This window comes from Bartonella sp. W8151 (genome assembly GCF_016100385.1).
Classification (GTDB): domain Bacteria; phylum Pseudomonadota; class Alphaproteobacteria; order Rhizobiales; family Rhizobiaceae; genus Bartonella; species Bartonella apis.
Genome location: NZ_JACFSO010000002.1, coordinates 435,001 through 452,033, shown reverse-complemented (window position 1 = coordinate 452,033; position 17,033 = coordinate 435,001). Strand labels below are relative to the sequence as shown.

The window sequence follows — 17,033 nt, the reverse complement described above, 5'->3', positions numbered from 1 at the left end:
AAGTGAGGCTATCAAAGCTTAAAAATCCAGCCTGATGCTTTCATAAGCAAAAATATAATCCTGTGAACCGATGAGACATGTTTTAAAAAAAACAATCGACGTAGGAAAAGAAAAAGGGGCGGGAAAACCGCCCTTTCAAATGAACCGCTTGTGAGGAAAAATTAACGAACAATCACTTTTGAGCCGATCTGTACGCGCTCGAAAAGATCAACAACATCCTTGTTCAACATACGGATGCAGCCTGCTGACACATTTTTGCCGATGCTTGAAGGTTGTGTTGTGCCATGAATACGGAAATAAGTGTCGGTATTTCCCTGGAAGAGATAGAGCGCGCGGGCGCCAAGCGGGCTATGCAAGCCACCGGGAACACCATCGGCAAAACGCTTATATTGTTGGGGTTTACGCTGGACCATATCGGCAGTCGGGATCCAGCGCGGCCATTTACGCTTGAATTGAACCCTCGCTTCACCATGGAAGCCAAGACCGGAAGCACCGACACCGACACCATAGCGAATAGCCTGACCGTCGCCCGTTATAAGGTAAAGATAGTGATTTTCCGGTTCGACAATAATGGTTCCGGGAATCTCGGTGGTCGGATAAGGAACAACCGTGCGCTCGTATTGTTCAGGAATCTTCACTGTAACCGGTGGAATTTTAAATGGCTCGTCAGGAGTTTGCTCATAACGGTCATAAACCGATTGGGTGCCAAGCAAAGTTGACGTGACAACCGGTTTTGCCGGTGCAACGTTTACATTGTCGTTCGGCACTACTGTTGGAGCAGGTGTCGTTGCACAGCCGACAAGCCCAAAGCCCAAAATGCCGAGAGCCGCTGCAAGCCCCGTTTTTTGTTGCCAGAAGTATTTCATTTGATGTCTAGAAACCTCGTTATTGCGATACGTTTGACCGCTGGTATTTTTCTCGTACAACGTGGTTAATAGAAGGTTAATTAAATGGAAAGTATTTTTAACTTCAAATGCGTTATTAAAAGCTTCTGGAGTGCATTCGGGATAATTTTTCTGTGCAGAAAGACAATTATGCAACAGTAACAGAATCTCTTTTTGCCTTTTCTATCCATATTCCCGTTAAAAATATAAATTCCCCTAGCAATAAATTCCGAATCAATTAGTCGTTGATAAAAAACAATCAACAACGCTTTCACATTATTTTCTCATTTGTTTTATGCGTTTTGTCTTTTTCAGCGCCGAGTAAGCATATTTGTTTGATAAAATCAGAATTTTATAAAAATAAATTATTTAATTTCAAGTGGATACGCTTGGAATAATATATCATTATTTAATTCTCATATTGTTTATTAAAGAATTTTATTGAGACAATGTATTTCAGCTATTGTCAACTATAGACATAATTACAAATGCTGACCGGTTTTCACCACTCTTTTGTGTTGCGATCTTCTTGTTTTAGGTTGTGATCTTTTGGACGATAAACATTTCAATATGACCGACGAATAATTTGCCCCACACTTTCAATAAAATATTATCACATTTAATTAGCCGAATAAATAATTCCCCTAAAATGGCAAGCTTCATTCGCGGAATTAGGTCTGCTGGGCAACAAAAAAGAGTCATAAATGTTTATGGCTCTTCCATTTCCAAACTTCACTGACCTGGCGGGATCACTCCGGTAGAAGAACAATCGCGATTGTTTTCTATTTCACCATCACCAGAAACATGCGCGGAAAACGCAAAAGCACTTTACCGTCATATTGTGTCGGATAAAGCTTTTTAATGCGTTCAAGATAAAGAGCAAGGTAGTCCTGCTTTTCCTCGTCGTTCAATGGAGCCAGAAACGGCCGCAAGGCTGCACCTTTCACCCAATCGACAATCGCTTCATGATTTTCCATAATCGGGTTGTAGATTGTCTGCCAAATATCAATATAGCGCACAAGCGGCTTCAAAGCATCGTAATAGACAGAGACATTCGGGAGTTTTTCCCGTGCTACAGCACCGATACGATCATTCCAACGTTTGTCTTCGGCAACGTGAATCATTGCCCGATGAAGTGGCTCGAACAGGTTATCCGGCATTTGTACGGCCAGTGCTGCACCGCTTTTCATGGCAGAGACCAACCGTTTCATCTCATCAATATGATCTGGCAGCCATTGGAACACAGCGTTCGAGAATAATAGATCGACATCGCTGTCCGGAGACCATTTTTCAATATCCTGAACCGTAAATTCGATTTTTGGCAACCGCTTCTTCGCACTGGCGATCATCTCGGCAGAAGAGTCAAAGCCCGAAACCTTGGCTCTTGGCCAATGCTCGCACAGAACTTCGGTTGAAGTGCCCGGGCCGCAACCAAGATCGACAATGGTTTTTACCTCTTTCAGAGGAACAGCATTGGCAAGGTCATGTACCGGTCTTAAACGTTCATCCTCGAATTTCAAATAATCTTGTGCTGACCAATCTTGCATAAATTTTCTCCATTGTCTTATCGGGCAGTGAAACCAGTTTACCACTTTTTGCGGTCAAGACACCCATAAAGTCAAAAATTCCCCATATAGTCCGAATTTCTCTTCAAACGTGAAAAACGCTTGGTTTTAAACCTCCACCGGTTGTGTTCATTCGCATCATCCATCTGAAAAGACCATATCGGGTTGTGCATGTTCTTTCACCGTTCGTCGGGATGGATAGATGTACTTCGAGTGCCTCAACCGCTTTTTTCACGGCTGTTTTTAAAATCCTTTATCCTGCTTTTAATAGGCTGGTACAGCTTCAATTTTGACGAAACTCATTTCCATCTAACTCATCTCTCATAACCGAGTTTTCCAGCCTTCTCTTAGTCGGTTTTAACCGAATAGATTTTTTCATTTTAAAGGAATGGATAAAGCCTGAACGGCCGGAAAGCCTGCTGATTTATTTTAACCGGAAAAATTGTTGCCGATCTTTATCGGGATTATATCCGGTTTTTATTCTATGGTTTCGTCTCGCGGTTGAAAATCACACAGGTAAAAATGTTGGCAAAATGGCCGACACCGACATTGGCAGCAATCGATCAAACAGGGAAAAATGAAAAAAGCGGGGAAACCCCGCTTCTTCTCTCATAAAAATCGAAACCCGACGATAATGTTTCTTGAAAGCATGACGAACCTCAGCGTGTCAAACGTTTGTAAGTGACCCGTTTCGGATTGACGGATTCCGGTCCAAGACGGCGTATTTTATCGGCCTCGTATTCTTCAAAATTGCCTTCAAACCATTCCACATGACTGTCACCCTCGAAAGCCAGCATATGTGTCGCCAAGCGATCAAGGAACATACGATCGTGGCTGATAACAACGGCACAGCCGGCAAAGTTTTCGAGAGCTTCCTCCAAAGCTGCCAGCGTTTCGGTATCAAGATCGTTGGTCGGCTCGTCGAGCAACAAAACATTGCCGCCCTCTTTCAAAAGTTTGGCAAGATGCACACGGTTTCTCTGACCGCCCGAAAGGTTGCCAACCTTTTGCTGCTGGTCACCACCCTTGAAGTTGAACGCACCGCAATAGGCACGGCTATTCATTTCATATTTGCCTAGTTTGATAATATCGTTGCCACCGGAAATTTCTTCCCAGACTGTTTTATTCGGGTCGAGTGCATCACGACTTTGATCGACATAGCTCATTTTGACTGTGTCACCAATACGGATTGTCCCGGAATCCGGCTTTTCCTGCCCCGTCAACATTTTGAACAATGTTGTTTTACCGGCACCGTTAGGACCGATAACACCGACAATGCCGCCTGCCGGTAATTTGAAAGACAGGTCGTCGATCAACATGTGATCGCCAAAACCTTTGCTTAAATGTTCAACTTCAATGACAACCTGTCCCAATCTTTCGCCAACCGGAATGATGATTTGCGCTTCACCGGGACGGCGGTCATTGGCAGCCTTGACCAATTCGTCATAAGCCTTGATACGCGCTTTCGATTTTGCCTGCCGAGCCTTCGGACTTGATGCAATCCATTCCTGTTCACGTGTCAAAGCCTTCTGGCGGGCAGCTTCTTCACGTCCTTCCTGTGCAAGACGTTTGGCTTTGGCTTCCAGATAGGCTGAATAATTACCCTCGTAAGGTATGCCATGGCCACGATCAAGCTCCAGAATCCAGCCGGTTACGTGATCAAGGAAATAGCGATCGTGGGTGATGATGAGAACTGCACCCGGGTATTCACGCAAATGCTTTTCAAGCCATGCTGTGGTTTCGGCATCAAGATGGTTGGTCGGTTCGTCAAGCAATAACAGATCAGGCTGTTGCAACAATAATTTACATAAAGCGACGCGGCGTTTTTCACCACCCGATAATTTGGAAACGTCGGCATCCGCGGGCGGGCAACGAAGCGCATCCATTGCCATTTCCACCTGTGAATCGAGATCCCACAGGTTGCGGCTGTCGATAATATCCTGAAGTTTTGAACCTTCTTCGGCGGTTTCGTCAGAATAGTTCATCATCAATTCATTATAGCGGTCAAGAATTGCCTTTTTATCGGCAACGCCTTCCATCACATTTCCACGGACATCTTTTGTCGCATCGAGAACCGGCTCTTGTGGCAAATATCCGCAAGTAGCACCTTCGGCAAGCCAAGCTTCACCGGTGAATTCTTTGTCAATGCCGGCCATAATCCGCAAAATCGTCGACTTACCAGCGCCGTTTGGTCCCAGAATACCTATTTTTGCATCGGGATAGAAAGACAGATTGATATTGTCCAAAATTTTTTTATTGCCGTAGGATTTGCTAAGACCAGCCATATGATAGATAAATTGCCGCGCCATATATATTCTTCCATTCCTTGATTGACGGGAGTTGAAATGCTTTTTTCGCATTTTCCCTTTACAAGCGTTTTATTGAAAACACTGTGTCAAAACCATGTTGTTTCTGTCTTTTAACCGAAAGAGTCGAGGTCGGCAATCTATAGTCAAGGCAAAAAGGTTCGAAATCGCTTATCCCCTTTTATCTTGGGCGGGTATAATACCCCTCTTCCCCCGACCCGAATAAATCTGCTGTTATTGTTACCTCTTAAAACCAGGCGGATGTGGAACGCGTCTTCCTATTTTCTGTTTTTTAAAAGGGATTTAATGCGCTGCTATCCCTCCCCTTTTAAATCGGGTGCTACAATGAGGCTTAGAAAGCTTCAAAACAAAACTTTGCATTATTCGCCCGGCAAGCCGGATTTTTTAAATAATGGCATTGTTTTTTCAAGTTCGACAAATAAGAATATAAAACACAAATTTGATGTTTCGATATCTCCAGCAAAGTGAATGAAAACACGTTGAAAAATGCTTAAGGTCCAGAACCAGCTAACGCTTGAAAAAAACCTGATGCCGCCGGTCGTTTTCGATCGCGATGGCAAGACAGGAAGCTCGGCCGAAAGCGACAATCTCCTTCTTGTGCCCGACAGTTTGTTTAAAATACCTTCAGCATTTTCTGAACAAGAAAAGAAACAGTACAGGATTGGACGCAATATCTTTCTTGAAAAGGCAAGACCACAAAACAATTTCATTGTTTACGCACCGTTTCCCTTGGGATTTTGGGCTATCCCCGCACTTGCTCAAGGCCGGTTTGCGAAACTTGTTCTTGATAGGCCGGACAATTATAGCAACTGGCGATACTTTGCGACACGGCTTTGGTTAAAAAATGAAAAGCGGCGCATGGGGTCGGATGTATACAGTCCACGTCTGATGAGACAATTGCATAAAGTCCTTTCAGTTGCGGATTATTTTTCGCTTACAATCGGGGATTGGCTTTATCTTGCAGAAAAATCGAAACAATATTTGCCTCGATTGGCGAATATGGTTTTGTGGCTCGACGAGAAAACACCGCAGCAGGAAATCTCAATTTTTTTGGGTAGCGGACGGAAAAGTGCCTCTTGACATGACTTTTCTTAACTTCATTAGCTGGATAAAATGTTTTTCAAGTTCATATGCCGTTTCAAACAGAACCCCGCTTTCGATCAGGAGACTTTGATGCGTTTTGCTAGCGTCTTTTTTGTTTTTGTTCTTTTTCCATTAACTGCTTTTTCACAGGAAACCGACATTCCATGCAAAGATGTTGCAGAGGTCGGCCGCTCTGTCATGATGGTTCGTCAAAGCGGTGTGCCGATAGAAAAGGCCATGGGGCTTGTTCTTAACGGTTTGAAAGAACAATCTCCCGAGCACCAGAAAATGCTTGAGCCGGTTTACAGAAAAATTGTTACCCTTGCCTATCAGGAACAACAATATTCAACGAATCGCGATCGTATTGATGCAACAGACAAATTCGTCAAAAGCATCTTTAACCGCTGCGCAAGGCGCCTGCCAAGAAGTTGAAATTGTAAAAAAAGTTTTAACCGGAATATCAGCTTTCGAGTGGAACGAGTTGAGGGCATCACTTTTCGAACTTATAGCCCGTTATCATCGAGCTATTCGAGACATTGTCTTACCAAAAAGACATGAGATAAAATTCTATTGTTGTTTCAAACTCTGATGTCGAAAACTGCCCTCTCCTTTTTCAATTGAAGCATCTTACAAACTTCAACAGGAGGAATGATAAAATATCCTGATTTCACGCCGATTATGCAAATGGGTCGATGAGCCTGAACTATCCTTAATAATCCGGTATGTTTGAAAACAGCTCATCAACAACGAGGTTTCGTCACCGAGCGCTCATTTTCAGCAAGTGGCAATTTCCGATTTTGAAAAACAGACACTTGCCCGATAGACTTAAGCTGACCCGAACAGAATTGCATTATCACGACGATAAGTCAGTGCACTTTACTGAATAAGGAAACTCCACCCCTTGGTCTAAAGTGCACCCATTAGCAGCTCGACACCGGAATCATTCATCGTCTTAAGCATCAGGTCGAGAGAACCGTTAAGATCAATTCCGGCACAGGCGGCAAGAGCGACCGACACTTCAAAGCCGCAATTTTTGGCGTCAAGTGCCGAATAGGCTACACAAAAGTCGGTTGCCAAACCGCAGAATGTAAGCTTGTTCAAACCACGCTCTTTGAGGTAGCCACGTAACCCTGTCGGGGTTTTCCGGTCATTTTCAAAAAATGCCGAATAGCTGTCTATTTCCGGATCCATACCCTTGCGGATAATCATTTCAGCCTTATCAACGGGCAGCGAACCATGGAGAGCCGCGCCATTAGAACCTTGTACACAGTGATCCGGCCAAAGTGTTTGCGGACCATAATCAACGGTAATTGTATCATATGGAGAAAATCCCTGATGGTTGGAGGCAAAACTTTGATGGTTTTGCGGATGCCAATCCTGCGTGAGAACGACATGGTCAAAGCGCATCATCAGTGCATAAACCGTCGGAAGAATGAGATCACCATCCGGAACTGCCAGCGCACCGCCGGGTAGAAAATCGTTTTGCACATCCACAACAATCAGTGCCTCACCAGCCATTTTTTCTCCCCTTATTTCCCCTGGTCGACGGTTGCAGTCACATAAAAACAGTCATATCAAATACCAAGATTAATTTGCAAGGAAGACTTTAATGAAAATTACCATGATCGGTAGCGGATATGTCGGGCTGGTTTCTGGCGTGTGTTTTGCCGAATTCGGTTTTGATGTTACATGTGTTGATACCAATGCTGACATAATCGCGCGACTGAACAGAGGCGAAGTCACAATTTTCGAACCTGGCCTTGACGAAATGATGCTGAGAAACATCAAGGAACAACGCCTATCTTTCTCGACTGATCTCGAAAACAGTGTCAAAGAAGCCGATGTAATTTTTCTTGCTGTCGGCACGCCTTCACGCCGCGGCGATGGTGAAGCCGACCTGCACTTTATCGAGCAAGCTGCCGATCAGGTGGCGGGAGCCATGAAGGATGGCGCCGTTGTCGTTATCAAATCCACTGTTGTCGTTGGAACCAATTCCCGTATACGCAAGCGTATGGAAAAAATTCGTCCGGATATCCATTTTTCTATGGTTTCCAATCCCGAATTTTTGCGCGAAGGTTCGGCGATTGAAGACTTTATGCGTCCGGACAGAGTCGTTGTCGGTGTCGAGGACGAGCGCGGAAGAGACACAATGCGCAAACTTTATCGGCCGCTTTATTTGCGCGAAACCCCGCTTGTCATCACCTCGCTTGAAAATGCCGAGCTCATTAAATATGCAGCCAACGCTTTCCTTGCAATGAAAGTTACCTTTATTAATCAGGTTGCCGATTTATGCGAAAAAACCGGTGGCAATATTCAGGAAGTTGCCCAGGCTATCGGAATGGATAAACGCATCGGTTCCAAATTTTTGCATGCCGGACCGGGCTTCGGCGGCTCGTGTTTTCCGAAAGATACGCGCGCTTTTGCCGCGACCGGTCTTCATTACAACGCCCCCCAGCAATTGATAGAAACCGTTATTTCAATCAATGAAGAGCGCAAAGTAAAAATGGGTGAACGTATCATAAAAGCCGCAAAAGAAAGAAACGCCGATACTGTTGCTGTGTTGGGCGTTACTTTCAAACCCAATACCGACGATGTTCGCGAATCCCCTGCTTTGACGATTATCAAGGTTTTACAAGAGGCGGGCTTGACCGTCCGCGCGCATGATCCGGAAGGTGAAGAGCAAGCCAAAAAAGTTCTCGACAATATTGTCTGGTGTTCTTCTCCTTATGAAGCGGCCAAAGGTGCTGCCGTCTTGACAATTATCACCGAATGGAATGCCTATCGTGCTCTTGATTTAAAAAAACTTGCCAAACTGATGCCAGGTGGAAAAATCATTGATCTTCGCAATATTTACAAAAAGGAAGAATTCGAGGATATAGACCTCGACTATATGTCAATCGGGCGTTGATTAAGGCAAAGATAACCAAAAGAACGGTGCGCACGCCCGTTTATTTGCTGGTATTGTCCAACGATAACGCGTTAATTGATATGCTGCCAAGCAAATTAAGGATGGTGTGATGGCAAATAATAAACCGGATTACGGCACGATTGCTGTTTGCTTCATCATTCTTTATTTTGCGTTCGAAGCACTGTTCGTTACTCTTTTGTCGCAAGGTGCCGGTCTTGATGACGCGGAGCTTGCTTCCAATATCAGTTTCTGGAATTGGGGCTATGGCGGCTCCCAACCGCCACTTTATACATGGATTGCCTTCGGCGTCGAACAGCTCTTCGGGCTACATTTTTATTGGTTGCAAATTATCAAATTCGGCCTTCTTGCAACGACATTTCTTTCCGTCTATCTCGGTTTGCGCCTTCTTCATGTGCGTCCTGTCGTTGCCGGTGCATCCATGCTTGCAATGTTTTTGCTACCCCAGATTGGATGGGAATCGCAACGCGCACTTACCCATTCCATCATGGGAACAGCCGGCTCTGCCTATACATTTCTCGCATTCTGTTTTTTTTCGCGGAAGCCTTCCTGGGGACGGGCAATTCTTCTCGGACTTGCATGCGCAACTGCCATTTTGGGCAAATATAACGGTACGCTTTTTCTCGTCGCTCTTTTCGGCGGCACAGCGTTGACAGCCGAATTTCGCAGCACGTTGAAAAACCGCTATTTTCCGGCGGCTATTCTGACAACCCTGATCGCGATAGCACCGGCTTTCATTTATATGTTCGCTCATCCGGCAAGTGTTGTTGCACGGGCAAACAAGCTTGCAATGGGTAAAACCGGCAATTTCTTTTCTGACCGGCTTGCGGGACTTGCCGATTTCTTTGTTGCCAGTCTGGGCTTTGTTTCTGTTGCCCTCATTATTGCGCTGATTCTTGCAGGCCTCCACACCTTTTCCAATGCAAAAGTTTCACAATTGACCACTAGGCAAGAAAACAAGGCAGAGCATCTCCTTTATCATATTCTGCTTTTCGGAATTCTACTCATTATCGGCCTTGTAATTGTTTTAGGCATTACCAATGTCAAAGACCGCTGGTTACAGCCATTGCTTTTTCTTGCACCGGCCTATTTTGCCCTCGTTCTTTCGCGGCTTTGCTATTCATTGAAATATGTGCGTGCTTTCGGCATAGCCGGTGCTATTGCGGCACTTGTTGTCCCCTTTGTGCTTTATCTCAATATAGCGACTGCCTATAACCGGTTTGACCCGCCCGAACAGCTATTTGATTATCCAAAACTTGACCAACAACTTCGTGCCGCAGGACCATTTTCCATGGTGTTTGCACGTCATCCGCAATTGCCCGGAAATTTGCGCTTGTTGGACCCGACATTGAAAACAATCCATATCGGTTCACCATTTGTAGTAGAACGGCTTGAAACTCCGCTTATGGTGCTCTGGTCGGGAAACGGTAAGCTGCCGGACGATTTACGCAATGTTCTTAAAAAAGCCGGCCTGCCAACCGAAGGAAAAACCGGACAAATAGAAATCGGCTTTGGTGGCGGAAGCGATGTCAAACGTATCGTTTCTTATCTTTACCTGCCTTGACGATGCTTTAAAACCGGCTTTCCGGATAAAAGAGTACCCCTCCTCATGCAAATGCTCTATGCATAAAGCATTTGGCACATGAACCGTTCTCATTTGTTAACGAACATGATCTCGTTTGCTCGTGCTGCAGGTGTAACCGGTATTATGTACCGGCCTGATTTTTTTAGGAATTTGCCTGTTTGTGTTTCTTTTCCCGATAAATCAAACAGAGATTACGGATATAAACAATCAGCCCCAAGCCTTGACCGGCGATAAAGACAGGGTCTTTTTGCCGGATTGCATATATGAGCAGAAGCGTGCCGCCGCCAAGTGAAAAAAACCAGAAGGCAACCGGCATAACACTTTTTTTGGCTTTTTCGGAAGCAAGCCATTGCACAACAAAGCGCATCATAAAAAGTGCCTGAGCAATAAAGCCAAGCACAATCCAGCCATCCCATTGCGCGACAAAGACATCATGCAACCATTGGGTAAATTGTGAGAAAATACCACTCATTTTTCGCCCTTTGCCTTTATTTCCGTCACTTTGGGAACCACTTTGCGCCGCCGACGCAACCACCAGACACCATAGAGATCAAGAATGCCGCGCAGTCCGCGATCAAGAATGCCGTAATTGGAATGGCCATGGACACGCTGGCGATCAACCACATCAATATGCGTGGTTTTAAAACCTTCACGCAAAACCAGCGCTGGCAAATAACGGTGCCAACCGTCAAAAAATGGCAATTGTCGAAAAAGCTCTGTACGGATTGCTTTGAGCCCACACCCTGAATCACGAGTATTATCTTTCAAAATTGCCTGCCGCAATTTATTGGCAAGCTTGGAGGAAAGCTGTTTCAACTTAGTATCGGTGCGTTTTAAACGTTGGCCGGCCGCCAGCCCGTAATCCGGCCCTGCTGCAATAAGTGCATCGGCAAGCTTCGGCAAATAAACGGGATTGTTCTGCCCATCTCCATCAATTGTCAGTATAATATCACCGGAGGCTGCAAAGACACCCGAACGCACTGCAGCACTTTGCCCGGCCGAGCGATCATGGCGGATATGGCGCAAAGGTTTACCTTCGCTCATACGTTCAAATAACACCTTGGGTGTGTCGTCGGTCGAACCGTCATCTACAACGAGAATCTCGTAATCGCGTCCTTTCATGGCATTATCGACTTCATCAAGCAGAAAGGCCAAATTTTCAGCTTCATTACGACAGGGAATGACGACAGATAGTTTCATTTAAATAACTTTGTTCTAATGCTACGCGAGATTGAATAGCATTGAAAACCGCAAGTGTCCATGAAACGCATCATCACCGGTTGCTGAAACTGTTAAAAAACCTATTTCCCCCTGTTTTCCATTCGGGAATTTTATCCTTTCCGGTAAAATTAAAGTTTTAAAGATTTTTGCGGGCAAACACCCTTTTCGCCAGCGGAAACAAAGTCTTAAGAGAATTTCCCATAAAACAGAGGCGGGCCAAGACATCATAACGCGATTGGCACCAATATTCATTATCCCGATCAATAACTTTAACAAAACAGCGTTTTTCTCGTGGGCTGTTATTTTTCTGCTGTTTATATAAAGTTTTCAAATTGCGACCTTTTACGTAGGGACTACACGTTTTTCAATACGGGTTTTGTCAAGTGCGTTTTCTTTCTCTTGAAGTATGAATTCAGTTTTATGAGCATCAAACAAATAAAAAATATTCAAAGAAGCAATTTTCGATTATTCAAATAGATCCCGAATTATTCTTGTACATTGATCAATTTTATAGACACAATCCAAAACCTTTCTATATTCTTTTTAAAGTTCATTATAGAGAGGGATACCTAAAATGGCTCTAATATTTTTGATATTAGGTTTTATTGCATCAATTGTGCTTATATATTTCTTCTATTCACTCGTAAGCACCCAGTCACTCTCCGGCCAAAGCCAGTCGCGGCCAACATTATCGAACCTGTCATTTACATTGATACGGCAAAGATTTACGGGCCTGGGGTGGGTCGGCGTTGTGTTGGTGTTTCTCGCTCCGCTTGCAACAGCAATCATTGTCTCGGCCAATCTAAAAGCAATCGCCGAAGCCACATTCTTTGACACCCCTATTCGCGATTTCACACTCCTTTACCTTTCCCTAGGCTTTTTGGGACTGATCGGTTTTGTCTTCATCATCATCGGACGTGAATTTTATAGTCTTGTGCCTGCAAATGGTAGCTTGGAAACTGAAGCCAATAGACCCGCACCTCATCCGGCACCACATCATCCGGCGACCCATAAGCATACTCCCGACCATTCGCCTAATAAACCGGCTCACCCTCAGCCACCTTTGCCGCAAAATCCAACGCCTCTACCGGAAGCAGAGCCCGTTCCGCGCCCTGAATTTGTGACCACAATGAAGGATGATGTACCTCCGTCAACCAAACTTTAAAGGCAAAAAACTTCGGAACGATATTGCATTTGCAAACCATCGCTTGGATTTTAAAATTGGAGTCGTTCAATATCCACCAACCAAAAAAGTCAAAACGGGGCAATCATAAAATTGTCCCGTTAAAGACTTCGGCAATACCAAAGAGCGTGCCAAGGAGTTTTAGAGTTGGTTACGTTCCGTTCTGTTGTTTTATATTTTTCACCTTCCCACGTTTTTTAAATTTATAGCGCTCTTTGTTGGCCTAAAAACTCGAAGACAGTCCGGAAAAACATAGGTAATGGATTAATATCGGGGGAAGAATATCCATTTGTCTGATCTCTCTTCACCCAATCATCACTTGCTTAAGTTTTACCTCTCACTTTTCAAGATCTATTGCACGTAAGCCTGTTTTAAACCACTTTATAATCTTCATTCTGCCCTCAGCGGTCGTAACTGTTCGAGAGTGTCAAAAACAACCAATTACAGTTATTGGTAATTACCGACGATATCAGAAATCGTTTTGCCTGCTTGGTCATAAAGTTCGGGTAAAAAGTCCAAATAGCCTAATAAACAGGCCGTTTTCACGTGCATTCCGGCGATAACGCGATATTGCACGAACTGCAAATCCGGCTTTTTGCAGTTTGGCTTCCAATGTGACATCGTTGATATTTTTATCAAGTAAGAGAGCCAGATGAAGCCCTTGTCGTGGCGCGGTGAGATGCATGAGATTTTTCCCTTTTCCGCTTTTCAATCCTTTAACCAGAGCATCCCGATTCTTTTTGACAATTTTGCTTGAACGGCGCAAATGGCGCGCGTAGTGGCCGCCATTAATAAAATTGGCCAAAGCTTCTTCAACAAAAGTAACGGCGCGCCTGTCAACGAGATTACGAATTGACGTAGCGGCAGCAAAAATGCGCGCGTCGGGACCTCAAGACAACGAGGAAGATTATACCGCCTCGATTTGGGCAGGCGTTATTCCGGTTACAACAATTATCGGCAGCTTTCAGCCTGACGATCGCCTTAAAAGGTTTAACTTCTTCCAAATCATTGAATGTCTGGTCGCACGGAAAAGGCGTGACGATGTTTTAAGCGAAACGCACCAACTTTATATGGATCACTTAAAGCAGACGAAAGACAAATGAAGCTGATTAATCACCAACAACGGCATTACGAATGCGGGTAACGCCGTTGAACTTTTTTCTCTCGTCTAATCTTTCGGAATATTCAGATGCCAATCAGGATGATTGCGATTGAACCGGATAGAAGAATAAAGTGCGGACAAAATGAACACCATTCCGATAACGCCGGTAACGACTTCCGGTATGTGAATAATGGTCTGCAAATACATAATGAAAGCCAACACCAGAATGGCGTAAAAAGCCCCATGTTCAAGGTAGCGGTATTGCGCAAGTGTCCCTTTATCAACAAGAAGCACTGTCATTGAACGGACATAGAAAGCACCAATCCCGAGTCCAATTGCAATAACAAAAAGATTGGTGGAAAGCGCAAAGGCGCCAATAACACCATCAAAAGAAAAGCTTGCATCCAACACTTCCAGATAGATAAACGCGCCAACACCTCCCTTGTAGACATTTTCCATCGTGTGTTTTCTGGCATCCATCAACACGCCCAAGCCTTCGACAGCAATAAACGCAAGTAAGCCATAAATTGCCGAGACCAGAAATGTATGGTCGTCTTCCGGTTTTACGAGGCTGGAAAAAATGAGCACAAGAACAAGTGTAATGGCAATCTGGATACCATGGATGGACGCATATTTCTTGGCGCGCCCTTCAAGAAATAAAATCCAATGCGTATCCTTCTCGGGATCAAAGAAATATTTAAGCCCAACCATAAAAAGAAAAGTACCACCGAATGCGGCTATACCGACATGTGCGTTTGTCATGATGTCGGCATAATGTTGGGGTTCCCAAATAGCAAGCTTTAGCGCTTCCCACGGACTTATCCATGCCGCACACGCCACCACAATGAGCGGAAAAACGACGCGCATCCCGAAAACCGCAATGACAATGCCCCAAGTAAGAAAGCGATGTTCCCAAACCGGGCTCATATCACGCAAAATGCGTGCATTGATAATGGAATTGTCAAATGACAGCGAAATTTCAAGAACACCAAGGACACAGCAAATGAACAGATATTCAAATATGCCACTTGTCGAACCTGTTTCGACATAGCCAAGCCACATACCGAGGCTCAGACCGACAACTGTAAAAATAAAAGCGCCGGTAAAATAGCGTAAAACGCTCATTATAATCCCTCTTGTCAGCAGCCTTTTAAAGGCTCTTGGCGTTTACCGGTTCATGACTAAAGATCCACAAACAATGTGTATATGGAAACATAACAAACAAAACGCAAGGGGCTTTTTCCCTCAATATCGGTGAAGGTTAACAGCTTGTCTCAAACAACCTACGGTTATTTTCTGTCTTGTTAAAAAAAATTCCAAAAACATTGCACGCGACAGTATTTTTTAAATGAGCTGCCATCCTGCCCCCCGACTTTCATGAAACGGCTCTCGCCAGGTGGTATTTTTTAAAGATGAATCGTGAAAACACAGTTTTACCAAAAAATTAAATCGAAATTTGCTTCAATATATCATTGATATCGTATATAGTTATTCCATAATGATATTAATTCAATGTATTTATAATTGAATGTTAAAAAATTGATATGAAATTTTATATACATTCATATATATTTATTAATTATTTACATAAAAATATCTATGCAAACAAAAATTGAATATAATTAATTTTAAATAGTTTTTATAATAAATATATATCATATTATAATAATTGAATTTTTGATGAAATATTATATTGTCAATGAAACAAAAACATTCTGTCGTAAGTGTTGACACTGCCAACATGTTTCAAAACGGCTAAGCTATCTAAAATAAAATTTTACATATTTACGGAGGCGATATTATGTTTATCAATAAGACAAAAATTGCGGCTGCAATGATTATTCCCGGTATTTTATTTGCAAGCCCGGCAGCAAATGCAGCCAAGCTTGATATTCCGGGCGGTGCCTATGTTTCCGATGCAGCACACACAAATTTACTCTGGAGCATAAAACATTTCGGCCTTTCCAATTATTATGGGCGCTTTGACAAAATTGAAGCAAAACTTGATCTTGATGCAAATGATGTTGAAAAATCGGTTTTGCATGTCACAATAGACCCGAAATCGGTCGATACAAACTATCCCAAGACTCCGAATGAATTTAATGATGAAATTGCCGGAGAGATGTTTTTCGATGCCGATAAATTCAACAGCATCACCTTCCAGTCGACTGCGATCGAGCTAACGAGCGAAAAAACCGGTAAAGTTACCGGAAATCTGACATTTCACGGTGTTACAAAACCGGTTGTGCTTGATGTGACCTTGAACGGCACGATTGCCTCGCACCCGATAACCAAAAAACCGGCACTCGGCTTTTCTGCAAAAACCGTAATCAAACGCAGTGACTTTGGTGTGAACGAGCTTGAAGGCCCGTTGAGTGACGATGTTAATCTGATTATCGAGGCCGAATTCAAGCCAGCGGAATAAAGGGCTTTCTTCTCTCGATAAAAAGATAAGACTTCCGGTAAATTTGATTGGAACCGGTTGACAGAGAATGGTTGGCTGCCAGCCGGTTCAAGTGAGTAAGGTAATTCCAGCAAAAAGAATTGTCACTCAAGGAACAGTAGATTTCTTCACTCGTTATCAGCGAGCGTGAAAGAACCCGACAAACAAAAGCGTCGTTATTTTTAAAAAAATCTATAACTGATACAAAAAATAATACCTATCTAACATGAACGGGGAATGACAAGCGAATTTGAAGGAAAATAAAATGACAATCCGCTCGCGTGCAATTATCGAGACAGAAAATGCCAATAAATATCTTCAACAACTTGCAAAACACTGGAGTCACAAATTTCCGGATATGACATCTTCTGAAAAGGAAGCCCATATTCCTTTTTCCGACGATGTCACGATTGACATGTTTGCTGAAAAATCCTCTCTTGTGGTGCAAATCATGTCGCCTAACGAGTTTGAAGCGATTAAAGCCGAGGGCATTTTCGATCAGCATATTTTGCGTTTTGCATTCAAGGAAAAGCTGACAATCGACTGGCACCGCGAAACATTGCCATGATTGCCGAAGCCATATTATTGGATAAAGATAGATCTTCTTCAAAAGAGTGGGCTTTATAAGCCCGCTCTTTTTTGTGAGGAACGTGATGGAAAATCATTGCGCCGTAAGTTTTAAACTTCGTGCAGTTTGTCTTGCCCTTTGATTAA

The 17,033-nt window shown here is 43.7% G+C and carries 16 protein-coding genes; 8 read left to right on the top strand and 8 right to left on the bottom strand.

The annotated features are described in order from the left end of the window. Window positions 1–161 precede the first annotated feature (161 nt). The 3 genes from H3V14_RS04820 to ettA form a co-directional block, all read right to left on the bottom strand. Window positions 162–866, bottom strand: a complete 705-nt coding sequence (locus H3V14_RS04820) for a L,D-transpeptidase (protein WP_198212283.1) — start codon at window positions 864–866, stop codon at window positions 162–164. 800 nt (window positions 867–1,666) lie between these two features. Next, a complete protein-coding gene (gene tam, locus H3V14_RS04815; RefSeq protein WP_198226992.1) occupies window positions 1,667–2,431 on the bottom strand; it encodes a trans-aconitate 2-methyltransferase in 765 nt (254 codons plus the stop codon). 677 nt (window positions 2,432–3,108) lie between these two features. Further along, window positions 3,109–4,758, bottom strand: a complete 1,650-nt coding sequence (ettA, locus tag H3V14_RS04810; RefSeq protein WP_198226990.1) for an energy-dependent translational throttle protein EttA — start codon at window positions 4,756–4,758, stop codon at window positions 3,109–3,111. A gap of 504 nt (window positions 4,759–5,262) precedes the next feature. Here ettA and H3V14_RS04805 point away from each other — a divergent pair. After that, a complete protein-coding gene (locus H3V14_RS04805; RefSeq protein ID WP_198226988.1) occupies window positions 5,263–5,856 on the top strand; it encodes a hypothetical protein in 594 nt (197 codons plus the stop codon). Between the two features lie 93 nt (window positions 5,857–5,949). Beyond that, window positions 5,950–6,291 (top strand): hypothetical protein, encoded by a 342-nt coding sequence (locus H3V14_RS04800; RefSeq protein ID WP_143238461.1) that lies wholly within the window; start codon window positions 5,950–5,952, stop codon window positions 6,289–6,291. Between the two features lie 474 nt (window positions 6,292–6,765). On the opposite strand, the gene pncA is transcribed toward H3V14_RS04800, so the two are convergent. Next, on the bottom strand, window positions 6,766–7,377 hold the full coding sequence (gene pncA, locus H3V14_RS04795) for a bifunctional nicotinamidase/pyrazinamidase (RefSeq protein WP_198226986.1): 612 nt from the start codon (window positions 7,375–7,377) through the stop codon (window positions 6,766–6,768). A 91-nt stretch (window positions 7,378–7,468) separates the two neighbouring features. On the opposite strand from pncA, the gene H3V14_RS04790 reads away from it, so the two are divergent. Beyond that, window positions 7,469–8,767, top strand: coding sequence for a UDP-glucose/GDP-mannose dehydrogenase family protein (locus H3V14_RS04790; RefSeq protein ID WP_075868755.1), 1,299 nt, complete (start codon window positions 7,469–7,471; stop codon window positions 8,765–8,767). A 109-nt stretch (window positions 8,768–8,876) separates the two neighbouring features. Beyond that, window positions 8,877–10,349: a glycosyltransferase family 39 protein gene (locus H3V14_RS04785; protein WP_198226984.1), complete on the top strand. Its 1,473-nt coding sequence runs from the start codon at window positions 8,877–8,879 to the stop codon at window positions 10,347–10,349. A 163-nt stretch (window positions 10,350–10,512) separates the two neighbouring features. On the opposite strand, the gene H3V14_RS04780 is transcribed toward H3V14_RS04785, so the two are convergent. Next, window positions 10,513–10,842, bottom strand: coding sequence for a lipid-A-disaccharide synthase N-terminal domain-containing protein (locus H3V14_RS04780; RefSeq protein WP_075868759.1), 330 nt, complete (start codon window positions 10,840–10,842; stop codon window positions 10,513–10,515). After that, complete coding sequence (locus H3V14_RS04775) at window positions 10,839–11,570, bottom strand: glycosyltransferase family 2 protein (RefSeq protein WP_198226982.1); 732 nt, start codon at window positions 11,568–11,570, stop codon at window positions 10,839–10,841. The genes H3V14_RS04780 and H3V14_RS04775 overlap by 4 nt, the downstream gene beginning before the upstream one ends. Window positions 11,571–12,165: 595 nt before the next feature. On the opposite strand from H3V14_RS04775, the gene H3V14_RS04770 reads away from it, so the two are divergent. Further along, entirely contained in the window at window positions 12,166–12,756 is a 591-nt protein-coding gene (locus H3V14_RS04770; RefSeq protein ID WP_198226980.1) for a hypothetical protein, read from the top strand. 511 nt (window positions 12,757–13,267) lie between these two features. Here H3V14_RS04770 and H3V14_RS04765 read toward each other — a convergent pair. Further along, window positions 13,268–13,579, bottom strand: a complete 312-nt coding sequence (locus tag H3V14_RS04765) for a hypothetical protein (RefSeq protein ID WP_198226978.1) — start codon at window positions 13,577–13,579, stop codon at window positions 13,268–13,270. Between H3V14_RS04765 and H3V14_RS04760 the strand changes: the two genes are divergently transcribed. After that, window positions 13,572–13,877, top strand: a complete 306-nt coding sequence (locus H3V14_RS04760; protein ID WP_198226976.1) for a hypothetical protein — start codon at window positions 13,572–13,574, stop codon at window positions 13,875–13,877. The genes H3V14_RS04765 and H3V14_RS04760 overlap by 8 nt on opposite strands. A 65-nt stretch (window positions 13,878–13,942) precedes the next feature. Here H3V14_RS04760 and H3V14_RS04755 read toward each other — a convergent pair whose 3' ends face one another. Continuing rightward, entirely contained in the window at window positions 13,943–15,001 is a 1,059-nt protein-coding gene (locus tag H3V14_RS04755) for a DUF475 domain-containing protein (protein WP_198212265.1), read from the bottom strand. Window positions 15,002–15,677: 676 nt separating this feature from the next. Here H3V14_RS04755 and H3V14_RS04750 point away from each other — a divergent pair. Further along, window positions 15,678–16,301: a YceI family protein gene (locus H3V14_RS04750; RefSeq protein ID WP_198226974.1), complete on the top strand. Its 624-nt coding sequence runs from the start codon at window positions 15,678–15,680 to the stop codon at window positions 16,299–16,301. Between the two features lie 283 nt (window positions 16,302–16,584). Next, a complete protein-coding gene (locus H3V14_RS04745; protein WP_198226972.1) occupies window positions 16,585–16,887 on the top strand; it encodes a DUF2218 domain-containing protein in 303 nt (100 codons plus the stop codon). Window positions 16,888–17,033 lie beyond the last annotated feature (146 nt).

Coding starts and splice junctions, on each gene's coding strand:
- H3V14_RS04785 (WP_198226984.1), top strand. CDS start 8,877: ATGGCAAATAATAAACCGGATTACGGCACGATTGCTGTTTGCTTCATC.
- ettA (WP_198226990.1), bottom strand. CDS start 4,758: ATGGCGCGGCAATTTATCTATCATATGGCTGGTCTTAGCAAATCCTAC.
- H3V14_RS04780 (WP_075868759.1), bottom strand. CDS start 10,842: ATGAGTGGTATTTTCTCACAATTTACCCAATGGTTGCATGATGTCTTT.
- H3V14_RS04800 (WP_143238461.1), top strand. CDS start 5,950: ATGCGTTTTGCTAGCGTCTTTTTTGTTTTTGTTCTTTTTCCATTAACT.
- H3V14_RS04775 (WP_198226982.1), bottom strand. CDS start 11,570: ATGAAACTATCTGTCGTCATTCCCTGTCGTAATGAAGCTGAAAATTTG.
- H3V14_RS04770 (WP_198226980.1), top strand. CDS start 12,166: ATGGCTCTAATATTTTTGATATTAGGTTTTATTGCATCAATTGTGCTT.
- H3V14_RS04745 (WP_198226972.1), top strand. CDS start 16,585: ATGACAATCCGCTCGCGTGCAATTATCGAGACAGAAAATGCCAATAAA.
- H3V14_RS04755 (WP_198212265.1), bottom strand. CDS start 15,001: ATGAGCGTTTTACGCTATTTTACCGGCGCTTTTATTTTTACAGTTGTC.
- H3V14_RS04820 (WP_198212283.1), bottom strand. CDS start 866: ATGAAATACTTCTGGCAACAAAAAACGGGGCTTGCAGCGGCTCTCGGC.
- H3V14_RS04750 (WP_198226974.1), top strand. CDS start 15,678: ATGTTTATCAATAAGACAAAAATTGCGGCTGCAATGATTATTCCCGGT.
- tam (WP_198226992.1), bottom strand. CDS start 2,431: ATGCAAGATTGGTCAGCACAAGATTATTTGAAATTCGAGGATGAACGT.
- H3V14_RS04790 (WP_075868755.1), top strand. CDS start 7,469: ATGAAAATTACCATGATCGGTAGCGGATATGTCGGGCTGGTTTCTGGC.
- H3V14_RS04805 (WP_198226988.1), top strand. CDS start 5,263: ATGCTTAAGGTCCAGAACCAGCTAACGCTTGAAAAAAACCTGATGCCG.
- pncA (WP_198226986.1), bottom strand. CDS start 7,377: ATGGCTGGTGAGGCACTGATTGTTGTGGATGTGCAAAACGATTTTCTA.